Here is a 15,113-nt window from a genome sequence, read left to right on the forward strand (position 1 = left end):
CTATTCCTCCTCCGTTACATTATTCAATGCTTCCTTAGACTTGGTTAGGATAGATGGCAGAATCAACACGATCGCCAATACGGCAGCGACAACATAGATACCGACTGAACCGACAGACTCTCCTACGCGTCCTAATAAAATCCCAAAGATCCCAAAGTCAAAATCTCCGAAGGTGGTATTAGCGAAACCTAGTTGGCCTAAGACTGGTAATAGAGTAGCAGGCAGGAAGGCAAGGAATAAACCATTAACAAATGAGCCAATAACCGCACCTTTGCGCCCACCAGTTGCATTACCATAAATACCTGCCGTTGCTCCACAGAAGAAGTGCGGCACCATACCAGGAATAATTAAGACGCCACCGATTGCACCCAGAATGAACATGCCGATCAGGCCTCCGAGGAAGCTGAAGGCGAAGCCGATAATAACGGCCGTTGGGGCATATGGGAAGAATACCGCACAGTCTACCGCCGGAACTGCATTCGGAATGATCTTGGTTGCGATACCTTGGAAGGCTGGAATTAAGTCTGCCAGAATCATACGTACACCTGAGTAGACAATGGACACACCCACTGCAAATGTTAGACCACTAATAACTGCAAAGATAAATGGATTCTTACCTCCAGCTAATTCTTGTACTGCCTGTGGGTTACGAACTAAACATGCTACTACTCCGACTAGATAGAAGGCAACCATTACAATCCCCGTAGAAATTGTGGTGTTTCTGAGGAAGCTCCATTTTTCGGAGATTTCTAATTCCTCAGTACTTCTGCTGTCTTTACCTACTTTCTCGCCAATCCAAGCTGATAAATAGTAGCCAAGGCTTCCAAAATGCCCCATGGCAATTTCATCACCGTCTGTCACCTTGAGCGTGTATCGTTGTCCGATAGCTGGTGAAATTGCAGACCAAGCACCTAGGAAGAAGCCACCGACAAAGACAAGTGTTACACCTTTAAATCCGATGGCCCCTAACACTGCCGATAACAAGCAAGCCATGAAGAAGCTATGATGACCGGTTAAAAAGATATACTTAAAGCGCGTGAATCTTGCAAATAAGAGGTTTAAGACAAGGCCCACAATTAAGATAGACATGGTTTCTACACCTAAAATTTGTTGCGCAACACTGGTAACAGCCTCGTTATTAGGCACCACCCCAGTGATGCCAAAACCTTCTTCAATTAATCTTGCTAAAGGTCCTAAGTTAGCTTGAATAACGCCAGCACCTGCCGCTAACATCAAATAACCTAAAACAGGTCCTAAGGTACCAGTTAAGACCTTATGTCCAGGCGTTTTTAATGCTACCAAGCCAATAAAAGCAATTAAACCCATTAAGAAAGCCGGTTCACTTAAGATGTTTTGTAAAAATGTCAAAATGCCATTCATTGTACTTCCTCCTTCTTTTAATGCTAGTTATATTATTGATTCGCCATCTCTTTTAAGATTGGAACAAGTTCCGTTTCAATTTTCTTGCGATTGGTATAACTTGGCACGAGGCAAACTTTCGTACCTTCTGGGAATATATCTTTAAATTCCTTTACGGTTACATACAAATCTGCATTCTTACCAACTGCTGCATTGGAATCGCATGATTCCACATCTACGTCAATCCCTAAATCCTTAGCAATTGTTTCTACCTTGAAACGTAGTAATAAGCTACTACCAATACCATTACCACAAACAGTGACTACCTTAATCAAGTTACTCTCCTCCTTCCTCTATGATTTTCTCAATAATAGCCAATATTTCCCTAGGGTCAGAAGCTGCAATTAAGGAATCAATTGCCTCTTCATCATCTAAAATTAAGGCCAACTCTTGTAAGGCTCTTAAGTGCGCAGTTGAATCTACTGCAGCTAAGACAAAGATTAATTGAACCTTCTTGTCATCATCATCATCTTCAGAGAAATCGACAGGTTCTTTTACTTGCAATAAACTAATGCCTAGTTGATGCACGCCTGCATCAGGTGATGCATGAGGTACAGCTACTTTGGGCGCCAAGACAATATATGGCCCTGTTTCATTAATGGACGCTATCATGGCCTGAATATAAGATTCTTCAATATAGCCATGGGCAAGCAGTGGCTGAGCCGCCAGACCAACGGCATCTTGCCAGGTACTCATGCTGTCTACTTGCTGAATCAATTCTTCTTTTAATAGATCAGTCAAAGAATCACCTCCTAATAATTGTTGATTGTTTTGAGCAAAAAGATAATGGATTAACTCATTTTTTAAGCCTTCTTCATTCTTGATAGTGGTATATTTGGCCACAATCCCCATCAATTCGTCTATCGATACCACATCCTCTTTTTCCAGGTGCAAGTATTCATACACCCTTCTTTTTAAGAGAATTTTTTCAATAGAAGTCATTAAGGGTTTAACTAGGAAGACCTTGTCTTGACTTTCTAAATGAGTGGTTGAAAAAATAACTTGAACATCATCCCTCTCCATATTATCTACAGTCTTAAAATGACTCCTTGAGATTGCCTGGAATTCCATCCTTGGAAAGATTTTCTCCAATTCAGATTGCAGTATCAATGATGTACTGACCCCGTTGGGACAGACGATCATTGCCCTTAAATCCTTCGCTTCTCTACGCTTGACTTTGGCTTGTAAATACCCACCAAAATGTATAGTGAAGTAGGCAATTTCGTCGCTAGATAATGGTTTGCCCGTCATCTCTTCTAGAGGTTTTAAACTGCGTCTAATTAATTCGTATAGCGAACGGTATTCTCTCTTGATCTGATGGGTTAAGGGATTATGCAAAGAAATATTGAACAAAAGACGATAATAAGACGGATACAAGTGGGCAAATAAATTCTTCCTGAAGTGAATTCCCATCGGGAACTCAAGACCCGTATTGGCTTTTACTTGCTTGATAATTTCGTCCATGATTTGCACTACAGTCGGATCAGGGTTTAAATCCAAGTTGCCTTGTAGGCATCCTGCAAGTCTCGATAGAATATAATCTCTTTCTTTAGTCAGCTTCGGGTATTCTTCTTCAAGTTCCTCCACTAGCTTCAATAGGGCTGTTGCCTTAATATTACGGTAGTCCTCTTGCTTTACTTGATAGTCGCCTTCAATCTCGATTTCATTCAGAATAGCCATCACGAGCGAAACTATTTTCACGTTTTCGAAAATAAAGGTAAGCTGATATTTTTCACTCAGCGTTCGGATATGAGAGAAGATGGCTGCGTCCTTAGTTGCTATGCGACATTCCTTGAGCACATAATCTAAGATAAATCGTCCACTCTCTAGACGCATTAACTTCTCAATCGTGCGTTCTAGTAATTGCCTTAGCTGACTTCCTGTGCCTTCCAAATAATAGCCCTCACTACGCGTGTATTGTAATGAGATTGATTGATTTTTTAGAAATTCCCGAATATCTTTCAAATCAGCTACCACTGAGTTTTTGCTCATTCGTAACAAGTCTTGCAAATGATAGTTGGATATGTAGTCTGGATACAATACCAAATAGAGCACAATCATATCCAGCCGTTCATGTTGAAAAGTATAGGATCTGCTTATATCTACATGACCTAGTAGCTCTTTGCTTGAAATGGCAGGTACTCTGATTAGGTCATTCTCAATTCTTATGGTTGGAAGTAATAAGTGACTCAGCGCTTCATTGATTTTCAGAATATCTGAAAGGATGGTTCTCCTACTACTATTGGACAAATTCTCTAACTCCCCAATTGAAGAATTAGTGTAATTCAGGAAAAATTGGTATTTCTTTATGAGCTCATTTGTAAACACGTTTTCCCTCCTATTTCTATTATACTTAGGCTTTCTCTTGCCTTAAACAGCCTTTGAGCACAATCTCATGCCTAATACAGAACAGCAAATTGTGCTCAGTGTATCCCCTTTCATTTAGGGGTGTGTCTTGGCTTATTTTTAAGCCAAAAAGGCCCTGTATGTGTGTAAACAGAAAAAGCCAGATAATCCCTAGCACAATGTAATGGTCCGAAAACATTGAAAGTGGAGATTAATCTGACTTATCTCAATTTTAACCTAAAAGTTGAATAATTAACAGTGGAAGATTGAGTTAGCAACATAAATATGTTAATAGTGTATTAAAATAAGCCCTGCATCACCATTCATATCTTCTTAATGCCGCTACCATCCTCCTGAAAGAAATTTGACTTCTCCCAAACCTGTACAGTATAATAAACATAGAAGGAGTCGAGTTAGCCCTCGACTCCCATGCAGAGCCGTATAAGACGGTGATGCGGTTTTGACTAGAAATAGCCGTCCCGCGTGTCAAAGTGGGGACGGCTATTTTTTGTATTTATTGAAGAGTTTGTGGCAGAGCGAATCTTAACTTATGTTCACAAAATAAACTCCCCCAACATGGACAAACAATCTAAATTTTGCGAGTAGTTTATTTACTATCGATAAAACATCTAAAGACGAAGTCTCAAATAGTATCCTCTTCTTCCATTACTTGCTCTTCGTCGACTTGCTTACGTACTTCCTCCGTTTTACTCTTTATATGGGAAAATAAGTCCTTACTACATTCAACAATAATTCGATTCCCTATAGAAACAATGTTTTCTGAGCTACTACATAGTTTACTTATGACCTCTTTCCGGACATTCTCTACCTGGCTATCATGCCTTCTTCGAAGTGTTTGATAGCTAAAAACAATCGCGATTGAGTTTTTATATTCTAAAAGTCTCTTTTCAATCGCCTCCCACCAAACTTTGTCCGTCTCACCGAAAGACATCCCATATATTATGATTATATCAGCCATGGAGATTCGTTCTAGAGCATCCTCATATTGACTATCTTGTCCATACTCTGTTTTTCTGGGTTTAATCAGATATTTAGCAGTCTCTTCCTCCAAAACACTTTCACCTTCTTTATAACCTAATAACTGAGTCTCATCATTCACTCCAATTGTAGTACTAATTTTAGCATTCCCATGCGGATGTAGAGGAGAGTATATATTGAAGCTTATTCCAAGTCCTAATTCATCAACGTTTGTTGTTTGAAGTAGAGAAAAGAAAAAATCCGTATAATTAAAACTTATAGTATGAAAATATAAGTATTCTCCATCTGTATTCTGATGTTTTTTTAAAACAACTTGATCTTTATCAATCACTGGAGAAAAAAAGCGTTTAATCCCTTCACCCATATCTCTTTTTATTTCGTCATCAATCTGAATTCTATCGAATATCTGTTTTTCTTGTTCGAGATGCTCCATTAAGTCATCAATAAGATTTTCCCTTGATTCATTGATTAAAAACTGTAATTCCTCTCCGTTTATAATAGAATCAGAGCTTTTAAAAATCCCTTCCCATGTAGATTTCTTGAATATTTCCCCTAGTTTTTTCTCTAAATCACTCCAATTGTTCTTCGTATGCTCTTCGAGAGCTTTATAAAGCAGATTTTTAGACATTTCACTCCCATACTTAACCTTTATGAAGTTTCGAAAATCCGTATATGATGTTCTGAGACCCAGAGCTAAATCAAATCCATTACCTATAAGACAAACTACTTCTTTTCCCATTATCATTCCCCTAATTTTGAAATTTGAAATCCTTGAATTGCATATAAATCTATATCTCTAACTCATTAATTAGTGCTGAAAACTCCTCCACTGTTCCATCTGCTTTAACTTTAAGCACATAGTTCTTCAAATTCCCTACACCTTCTACATTTGTCCACTTCTCAAGCTCCTGGTTAGATTTTATCTCTACAAGTACCAATTGAATCTTCTCCTCTGGATATTTACCTAGAAAGAAATCTTCTTTTGACATATCTTTACGCGTACTACTGAAGTCTTCAATAATCTGAAAATCTTCAATTGGCTTATCTCCTAGATAGACAAGATAGGTGCCAAAGTACTTGCCATCCATCTGTTTTTGAGGTGGACGCGCTATGTCAACCACTTTCCCTTTGATTGTTACATCACGTCCAATGATATCGAAGTCATCTTTCAATTGCGTTCCTTTTTTGTGCCCAAATAAGATTACTTCCTTGAGCTTCTCGTCTTCAAGCTTAATTAAGTCTTGCGTAAATTCTGAGAGTGTTCGATCCTTTAGATGCTCATCTATCCACTGTTTACTTCGTTCCTCTATGGTCACTGATGATGGTGCTGCAGCAATAAAAGACGTGCCCCCAATTACTAGGCTAGCGCTAATCAGGAAAGGTAAAAGGCAGCCAACTGTCGTTTTACGATAGATTTTGTTATACAGTGCTTTCCGAGGGTTGGTAAGCCACCCTCTCCCCCTACGCCCATAGCCGGGAATCAAAGCTCTTTTAATTTTTCGCTTCATCGCGCCACTTGTTCGGGCCGAGAGGCGTTTTTTTAAACTTGGTGTTCGTAAACCAAACTTCATACTTAAACTCCTAACATTCTCTTGGTATTTTGGGGTTGCATAAGTTACCGCCAACCTGTGCATTAATCCACTAACTCCATTATACTCTTGCCTTCGGTCTTCTCCAATAATGGCACAGTATTATTTTTAAACAATAGTTTATCTATTTTAGTGATTTGCCTCCTTCTTGCACCTATATGCGCCAAAAAGCACGCTATTCGCGACTTTGGGGTTTCTTCCTCACCTTTTTCAGCTTAAACCCAGCTTACATTCTGAGCCACGCCGTGTTGGACCTCCAACGCGACATCGCTACCTCCCAATACGACGTGGCTCTCGCTTTTTCGCTCTTTTTGACTCAAATCCCCCACTTTTTTGCCGTGCCACGTCCTGTTGGACCTCCAACGCGACATCACTACCTTCCAATACGACGTGGCTCTCGCCTTTCTTCTCTTTTTACCACAAAATGTCCGCTTCCTTGTCTAGCCACGTCGCATTGGACCCCCAACGCGACATCGCTACCTCCCAATACGACGTGGCTCTCGCTTTTCCTCTCTCTTTGCCTCAAATTACTTGCTTCCTAGTTAAGCCACGTCGTGTTGGACTCCCAACGCGACATCGCTACCTCCCAATACGACGTGGCTCACGCTTTTTCGCCCTTTTTGACTCAAAATACTCGCTTCCTAGCCGAGCCACGTCGCATTGGACTCCCAACGCGACATGGCTGCCTTCCAACACGACGTGGCGCCCCTTTTTACACCAAAAAACCACCCGCGCTATACGGGTGGTTGCCTATCTTCTTTATCTTAACTCAAAAGTCCAATCTAGTTTAAAGCTTGATTCATCAAAGCGGTGTTCTGGCAAGAGGCGCGGACCACATGAGTTGGAGCCGATGCCTGCCTGTCTATAATCTAAATGGAGGTAATAGACGTCCTCTTCCACTAGTTCGTCTCGATGGCGCGCCTGACTTAGTTGGCGTGTTGAATATGGCGAGAGGTTGAAGGATAGGGAATGAGACGAAGCCACACTCAGTTCTAACGATCCTTGTTGGACTTCTAGCTTGGTCACTTGGTGGGCGCCATTCTCTTGCGGAGTGACATAAGGCTCGTATAAGTCTTGAGCAGACTGCTCGAAGTAGCCCCAATAGCTACTGTGATGCTTGTCCACATAATTCTCATAAGGTCCATAACCAATATAGGAAACCCGGTCTGCCTCCACCATCGGTAGGACTAAGCCAAAGCGTGGCAATTCCACCATTTCCTTAGGTCGCTGCCCTTCCAGGCTCAACTTCAGGCGACCATCTTGATCTAAGCACCAATGCCCTTGGAAACTAAGGGCTGGCTGACGACCAACTCCGGCAATAACGGCTTCAAAGTGCAGGCAGACTTGATGATGGAGGGTCTCAGCTCTTAGGCTATGCACCCGAACCTGGCTGTGGTCATAGTTGGCCTGGCGCCATTCTGCCACAATCACGCGGTCATTATCCGTTGGCGCCCGCCAGATGGTCCAGTCACCCGGGCCCGCCAAGATTTCTTCTTGGCCAGCCTGCCATGAGCTTGGGGCGGCATTGCCCTTACTGAAGGTCACTGCCTGATTCCGCCAATGCATGGTGAAATCCGTAAGGGTCTCGGTCAGCCAAGGTGTCTCAGGCTCGTGACCAAGCGACTTAGCCTGTGGCCATTCAATATCCCGCACCCGCACTTGGTCTTGGCCCAAGCAGACGTCGTCTCCTTGGCGCAAATAACGTAGGCGAATGTGGGACACTTGGGTCAAGTCCCAGTCCTTAGGCAGGAAGACAGTCGCTTCTTGGCCTGGCTCAGCCTGCCAGTCAGTGACCCTCACCCCTACTAGGGGTTGCCCGGCTACATCATAAGGGGTCATCTCCAAGCAGACCTGATCTTCTAGCTTGGTGAAGTGGTAGTGATGGCAGAAGGTCAGACACCCTCTCTCTAGATCACTATCTACCAAACGAACTGGCCGATGGATTTGAGCGTATTCCAGGGCCCCGGTATGTGGCCGACGATCCGGATACATTAGGCCATCCATACAGAAGTTACCCGCATGAGGGTACTCACCGTGATCCCCACCATAACGGTAAACTGGTAGACCTTGGTTCCAAGCATCTTGATTAGTCACGCCTTGGAGTTCGATGGCGTGGTCCGCCCACTCCCAGACAAAGGCCCCAATAAATTCAGGATGGCGCATCATACAGTCATAGTAATGAGCCAAATCGCCTGGCCCATTCCCCATGGCATGCGCATATTCACAGAGGATAAAAGGCCGGTCCAGTGGCGCATAGGCGCCCCCTTCATGGAAATAGGTGGCCTCTATTTCTTCGACGCTAGGATACATACGGCTCCAAACATCCAGATACTGGGTGTCATAGGTGACATCAGGCTTGTGATACCAGTAGGCTTCATAGTGGAGCGGCCGGCTTGGATCTTCCTGTCTGGCAGCCTTCAACATGGCTTCAATGTTAGGGCCATAGCCGGACTCATTCCCGGCCGACCACATAATAATGGAGCTGAAGTTCTTAAGGGCTCGAACATTGGCTATCATGCGCGCGAGACAGGCCTGCTTGAAGCGTTCATCGTAGGCTAGTAGGTTATAGTTGTCGTTCCCGCCCATGCCATAGAGATCCACGACCCCATGACACTCTAAGTCCGTCTCGCTAATGACATAGAAACCAAGCTGGTCACAGAGCTCATAGAATTCTGGTGACTTAGGATAGTGTGCTGTCCGCACAGCATTAAAGTTCAGGCTCTTCATAAGAAGCAAGTCTTGACGTTGACGTTCCAGGGTCACAGTTGCCCCTGTATCCGGCCAAGAGTCATGATGGTTGACACCCAAGAGCTTAACTGGCTGATGATTGATATAGAGACAATTGTCTTGGATAGCTAGCTGACGAATCCCTACCTGGTGGCAGTAGTACTCCTCCCCGACCTGCCAGTAAAGGCTGTAGAGATGTGGTGCCTCTGAGGACCAGATCTGAGGGTTTGGAATTTCGATTTGCCAGTCTTGCTGTCCTAGGGGCAGACTCCCCTCACCCACTAAGCCTCCATCAGGGGCATAGAGCTCATAGTGACCTTGCGCCAAGCCCGCTGTGGCCGCGACAGACAAGCCTAAGTAGCCAGTCTGACTATCAGGGGATAGCTGAGTCGTGAGGCTGAAATCTAGCATACGGGCCTGATGCCGCTTAAGTAGGTAGACATCGCGGAAAATCCCACTATTACGGAACTTATCCTGGTCTTCTAGATAGGTCCCGTCAGACCACTTAAGCACTAAGACGCTTAGTCGATTGCTGCCGGCTACCAGATAGTCGCTGATATCGAAGATAGAAGTCGAATGGGATATTTGATCATAGCCCGCAAAATGGCCATTGACCCAGACATAGAAAGCCGAGTCTACCCCTTCAAAGACTAGTTCATAAGTAGTCGCTTGAGTCCAATCTGCTAAGTCTAGCTGACGTTGATAGAGCCCCGCCGGATTGTCATAAGGCACATAGGGTGGATCATAGGGAATCGGGAATTCTGTGTTGGAGTATTGAATCTGATCGTAGCCCTGCATTTGCCAACAGCTGGGCACCGGAATTTGGTCCCAGTCCAGGCCTTGAGCTTGCTCCCAATAAGGGGCCTCAATCGTCCGCACATTAGGGAAATACTTAAAGTTCCAGATGCCATTCAGGTCAAGATAAGAGGTAGACTCCCGTCGATTGCTGGCCTGCTTAGCCTGGTCCAAACTAGCATAAGGAATGGTATAAGCCCGTTGGTCTAGGGCTCCCACACTGACTAATTGAGGGTCTTCAAAATATGGATGGATTAACATGCTTGAGCTCCTTTCCCTTATTTGACAGAACCTAACATACCTGCAACGAAGTGACGTTGTAGGATGAAGAAAATCGCAATGGTTGGCAGGGTCGCAATACTAATCGCCGTCATCATGAGACCGAAATCTGGCGAATAAGAGGACCCTAAGTTGGAAATTAAGAGGGGCACGGTCTGTTTGTCAGGCGTCTGCAAGACAATCAAGGGCCAGAGATAGTTGTTCCAGCTAGACATGAAGACAATAATCCCAGCCGCGGCGTAGGTGTTCTTCATGGTCGGCATGAAGATTCGGACGAAGCAGCCTAGCTCAGATAAGCCGTCAATCCGCCCTGCTTCTAGCAATTCCTTGGAGAACATCTTGGTATTCTGTCTGAAGTAGAAGATGAGGAAGGCAGTCGCCACAAAAGGCAGATAAACGGAGGCATAGGAGTTAATCCCAATGGCCGAACTAACCGAAGACAGTTGGCTGAAGAAGCGGAAGAGCGGGATAATGATGGCCGCAAATGGCAGCATCATGGAGATCAAGAGGATGTTAAAGACAATGTCCTTAGCCCGTGAGCGATAGACTTCAAAGCCATAGCCCGCTACTGACCCTACTAAGAGGGCTAGGACTGTCTGCCAGAGGGCCACAATAGCAGAGTTAATTAAGGCGCCCCGCATCTGGGTCTGGCTGAATAAATTAGTCAGATTCTGCCACAAGGCATTACCCGGCAGGAGCCGACCGTTAGTAACATCTAAACTGGTATTGGTCGCACTGACCAAGAGGAAGTAGAAGGGGAAAGCAAAGATGATGGAGGCTAGCCCCAAGAAGAGGTAAGACCCAAGATGTTTAGTTCTTTTCATGTTGATTCCCCACCTTTAGCTGAATAATTGAGAAGATAACCACCAGAAAGACAATGGCATAGGAGACAGCGGCCGCATAACCGAAGTCGGGTGTGAACTTGAAGCTAATATTGTAGATATACTGGGAGATGGTCAGGGTGGCATTCCCTGGCCCACCCTTGGTCAAGTTCATAGGTTCGTCGAAGAGTTGCAGGGTCCCGATGGTGGAGGTAATCGAAGTGAAGAGAATGACCGGTCTTAAGAGGGGAACGGTCACGCTGAAGAAGGTCCGCCATTTGGAGGCCCCATCAACATCCGCTGCTTCATAAATTTGCGGGTCGATATTTTGCAGGGCAGCCAGGAAGAAGATCATATTATAGCCAGTCCAACGCCAAGTAATGGCAATAATGACCAGGACCTTGGCCCAGACCGGATGAGATAGCCACATAATGGGTTCACTGACAATATGTAAATTCACCAGGAGCTGATTGACAATACCCTCATTCCCGAACAAATACTTGAAGATCAGGGAATAGGCAACCAGGGAGGTGACACAGGGCAAGAAGACGAGGGTCCGGAAAACGCCCCGCCATTTGAGTGTTTTCTGATTGAGCAAGACCGAGAAGAAGATGGCCAGAATGACCATGAGTGGCACTTGGAAAACCAGAAAAATCAGTGTGTTACCGAGGGCCGTCAAGAAGACCGGGTCACTGAGTAAGCGTTGATAGTTGGCTAAACCGACGAATTTGAGTTGGTTCCCCTTCCCTGCCGATAGGGACAAGAGGAAGGTCTGTACCATAGGATAGAAGTAAAAGAGGCCAATCAAGAGGGTGGGTACTACGATAAAGCACCAACCCAGAATCTTGGTTCGGGCGAAGTGATTGAGTTTGAACATCCTACCTACCTCCTTAAATAGAAGAGGCAACAAGTCTGTAGGGATGCCTTGTTGCCTCTGGATGTCATTATTGAATTTGATTCTCTGCTTGTTGTTGGGCTTCAGTCAGCACTTGGTCTAGGTCTGCACCATTGAGGTATTGGTTGAAGGCATCAACAACAATACTTTCCATAGCGTAAGTATGTTCCCCGTAGTTAACGGCAGGAATCTTAGTAGACCATTCAGCGAAGTCCTTATAAATCTTCTGATTACCGAAGTATGGTACCGCTTGGTCGTAGGCATCCGTCTTAAGGAGTGGTTGATAGGTCCCTAGGGCACCGACTTCCTTCATAATACGGCGGTAGAATTCTTCGCTAGAGCCGAAGGTCTTGCCTAGGAAATCAGCAGCTGCTTCCTTGCCCTTGACATTGAGGACATAGAAAGAAGAACCACCTAAGTTAGAGGCATTGACTGAGCCCGACACATTTTGGCGAGGCCAAGGCACTACCACCCATTGGCCAGATTGGCTAGCTTCAGCTGTCACAGATGGTGTAATCCAGTTACCTTGTGGCACAGTCGCAACGGTTCCTTTGTTGAAGGCTTGCAGCATTTGGCTCCAGTCATTGTGGACATTAAGTAAGCCCGCATCATTCATGGATTTGAGGGTACGGAAGGCTTCCTTAAGGGCTTCATTGTCCTTGAGGTTAGGTGCCTTGCCATCTTCCGTCGTATACCAGCTACCACTAGCATTAATCATGGCCCGGACTAGGCCTAGGTCTTTGAAGTCAACGGAAAGGAGTTTGGTCCCTGTCTTATCGTAGATATCTTGACCAATCTTTTGGAGTTGGTCCCAAGTGATGTTTTGCAGTTCTTCCACCTTGTGGCCAGACTGTTCTAAGAGGTCCTTGCGGACATAGAGGCCAGTCACCCCAGTATCAAAAGGCACCGCATAGTGGGTATCCCCAATAGAAGTAGCTGCCACCTTATATGGTGCGAAGTCTTCTGCCTTGAAGAAATCAGAGAGCGGGAAGAAGCTATCTGGGTAAGCAGCTAGGAAGCTCTTAGCCCGGTAGTCTTCAATCAGGACGATTTGTGGTAAGCCATCGGTCACCCCAGAGCTGAGGGCTGTATTCAACTTCTGCACAATATCGTCTTGTGCATTCTCAACGATATTGAGCTTGAAATCTGGGTGGTCTTTCTGATAGAGTTCTTGGGCGATTTCTAGGGCCTTAATGTTGAACTTAGGGTCCCAGGCCCAGACCGATACCTCATCCGAAGCATGTGCGGTATGGCGTGGAGCGACTAGAAACGTGGTAAAAGTTGTCAAAAGCACCGTCAAGGTCATCATGATACGTGTAAACTTCTTCATCTTTCGTTAATCCTCCTCAATAATTGGGCGCCTTAGCCGACACACCTCGAGTCTGGTCAACCAGGCACCTGAAATGGTAACGCTTTATATTTACAGTGTATAGTCTTTTGGGTTTACAAGATATAGTGAAAGCGTTAAACTCTATGTCATTTTGTTGCAACATGTCTCTGCTATACTAGAAGTAAGGAGGCGATACCTATGCGACAATTATGGCAACATTTCGACTATGGACTGACGGATCTGCAGTTTGACGAGTGTGGCATCCAACAGTTCGAACCCTATCAGGTCTACCAATACACCGTCTATCAACCCTACATTATTCACTGGATTGCCTCAGGTAAAGGCAGCCTAGAAGTCGACAACCACTGTTACCCTCTGACTGCCAATCAGGGATTCATTCTCAGACGCGGTCAGCAAGTCAAATACTATGCCGATGGCAAGGAACCCTGGCGCAACTACTGGATTGGCTTTAGTGGCCAACGTTTGGAAGAATTCCTGCAATTTACCCAGTTGGCTGATGCCCACTGTATTCAGTTCCAGGATGAGGGGCAGTGCCAGGCCATCATTCAAGATATCTGCCACTTTAACCTGTCCCAGACTCAGGATGCTAATACCTTCTATTGGCAAATGATGAAGATCTTCGACTTCCTCTACCACGCCCACCTAGAGCTAGTCAGCCTGTCAGCCCCCCGCCAGCAAAGTAACTCTTCGCCCGCAGAGGTAGCCGCCGCCTACATCTACGCCAACTATGCTCGCCCCATAACAGTTGAGTCTATTGCCCAGTATATCGGTATGAGTCGCAGCGCCCTCTTCCGTCTCTTTCGACAACACTATCGCCAGTCACCTAAGCAATTCCTGATGGAGACTCGCCTGCGTCAAGCTAGGCAACTCCTAGTTGAAAGCCAAGACTCTATTAAGACCATTGCCGCTAGCGTAGGCTACTCTGATCAGCTAGTCTTCTCCAAAATCTTCAAAAAAACCTTCGGCCTCAGCCCCAGCGACTACCGCGACTGCGCCGGCGAACCAGATTATATGGGGAAAGGATGAAGGTTGGGCTAGTTTGGTGATTTGTCGGTGGCTTCTGGCTGAGCTAGTGGTCCACTTTCGAGAGTGGACCACTAGCTAACTAAGTTTTGGCCTTTTTATTGCCTTTTTCCGGGCTCCTGGCCGAGCCAGTGGTCTACTTCCAAGAGTGGACCACTGGCTAACTGAGTTTTGGCCTTTTTGGGGCTTTTTCCAGGGTCCCGGCCGAGCCAGTGGTCCACTTTAAAGAGTGGACCACTGGCTCAGAAAATACCGTCCCCTTAAAAATGCGTAAAAAAAAGCCAGGTAATCTCTAGTACAATGTAGTTGTCCGACAACATTGAAAGAGGAGATTACCATGACTTACCTTAAGTTTAACCTAAATCTAGGAGAATTAACAGAGGGAATTTTAAGCCCTAACCAAAAGCTTTCTTTCCCGAGAAAGAGATTTGACTTCTTCCAAACCTGTACAGTATAATAAACATAGAAGGAGTCGAGTTCGCCCTCGACTCCCATGCAGAGCCGTATAAGACGGTGATGCGGTTTTGACTAAGAAATAGCCGTCCCGCGGGTCAAAGTGGGGACGGCTATTTTTTGTCGTGTTTATTGAAGAGTTTGTGGCAGAGCCCAATCAAGGCAATGACAAAAGTGCCAAATTCCAAGATAAGCCTTACCACAGCTTCAGCTGACAAATTCAGTGTCCTCCTTCCCTCTAGATTTTGATGGATGCACATAGGGCACCACCTCCTCCTGAGTGGGAGTCACCACCGTCTTCACTTCTCTACAATGTTTATTATACGCCTATTGCAAGGAATATGGAAGAGCAAACACGAACTATAGTTCGTACTTTCGTTATGAATAGAGCCCACCATTTTTGTGGGCTCATCTAG

11 protein-coding genes are annotated in these 15,113 nt (G+C 45.1%); 1 reads left to right on the top strand and 10 read right to left on the bottom strand.

The genetic code is table 11. The features are described 5' to 3' along the window. The 9 genes from GCWU000182_RS08575 to GCWU000182_RS08620 all read right to left on the bottom strand — a co-directional run bounded on the left by GCWU000182_RS08575 (position 1) and on the right by GCWU000182_RS08620 (position 13,200). On the bottom strand, positions 1–1,380 hold the full coding sequence (locus tag GCWU000182_RS08575) for a PTS ascorbate transporter subunit IIC (protein WP_023392429.1): 1,380 nt from the start codon (positions 1,378–1,380) through the stop codon (positions 1–3). A 32-nt stretch (positions 1,381–1,412) separates the two neighbouring features. Further along, positions 1,413–1,694, bottom strand: coding sequence for a PTS sugar transporter subunit IIB (locus tag GCWU000182_RS08580; protein WP_023392430.1), 282 nt, complete (start codon positions 1,692–1,694; stop codon positions 1,413–1,415). A gap of 1 nt (position 1,695) precedes the next feature. Beyond that, positions 1,696–3,747 carry a BglG family transcription antiterminator gene (locus GCWU000182_RS08585; RefSeq protein ID WP_023392431.1) on the bottom strand — a complete coding sequence of 684 codons (2,052 nt, stop codon included), beginning with the start codon at positions 3,745–3,747 and terminating at the stop codon, positions 1,696–1,698. A 661-nt stretch (positions 3,748–4,408) separates the two neighbouring features. Further along, positions 4,409–5,503: an AbiH family protein gene (locus tag GCWU000182_RS08590; RefSeq protein WP_035364845.1), complete on the bottom strand. Its 1,095-nt coding sequence runs from the start codon at positions 5,501–5,503 to the stop codon at positions 4,409–4,411. Between the two features lie 49 nt (positions 5,504–5,552). Then, complete coding sequence (locus tag GCWU000182_RS08595; protein ID WP_035364849.1) at positions 5,553–6,335, bottom strand: hypothetical protein; 783 nt, start codon at positions 6,333–6,335, stop codon at positions 5,553–5,555. 777 nt (positions 6,336–7,112) lie between these two features. Continuing rightward, complete coding sequence (locus tag GCWU000182_RS08605; RefSeq protein ID WP_023392435.1) at positions 7,113–10,136, bottom strand: glycoside hydrolase family 2 TIM barrel-domain containing protein; 3,024 nt, start codon at positions 10,134–10,136, stop codon at positions 7,113–7,115. A gap of 17 nt (positions 10,137–10,153) precedes the next feature. Further along, the gene (locus tag GCWU000182_RS08610; RefSeq protein WP_023392436.1) at positions 10,154–10,978 is read right to left on the bottom strand and encodes a carbohydrate ABC transporter permease; all 825 of its coding nucleotides are present in this window, start codon (positions 10,976–10,978) and stop codon (positions 10,154–10,156) included. Then, positions 10,965–11,852, bottom strand: a complete 888-nt coding sequence (locus GCWU000182_RS08615) for a carbohydrate ABC transporter permease (protein ID WP_023392437.1) — start codon at positions 11,850–11,852, stop codon at positions 10,965–10,967. Before GCWU000182_RS08615 ends, GCWU000182_RS08610 begins: the two co-directional genes overlap by 14 nt. A gap of 67 nt (positions 11,853–11,919) precedes the next feature. Continuing rightward, positions 11,920–13,200 (bottom strand): ABC transporter substrate-binding protein, encoded by a 1,281-nt coding sequence (locus GCWU000182_RS08620; protein WP_023392438.1) that lies wholly within the window; start codon positions 13,198–13,200, stop codon positions 11,920–11,922. Between the two features lie 198 nt (positions 13,201–13,398). On the opposite strand from GCWU000182_RS08620, the gene GCWU000182_RS08625 reads away from it, so the two are divergent. After that, positions 13,399–14,247, top strand: a complete 849-nt coding sequence (locus GCWU000182_RS08625; protein WP_023392439.1) for a helix-turn-helix transcriptional regulator — start codon at positions 13,399–13,401, stop codon at positions 14,245–14,247. A gap of 563 nt (positions 14,248–14,810) precedes the next feature. Here the strand turns inward: GCWU000182_RS08625 and GCWU000182_RS10115 are convergent. Further along, on the bottom strand, positions 14,811–14,915 hold the full coding sequence (locus tag GCWU000182_RS10115) for a putative holin-like toxin (RefSeq protein WP_246269769.1): 105 nt from the start codon (positions 14,913–14,915) through the stop codon (positions 14,811–14,813). Between the last annotated feature and the right edge of the window lie 198 nt (positions 14,916–15,113).

Source organism: Abiotrophia defectiva ATCC 49176 (assembly GCF_000160075.2).
Classification (GTDB): Bacteria; Bacillota; Bacilli; order Lactobacillales; family Aerococcaceae; genus Abiotrophia; species Abiotrophia defectiva.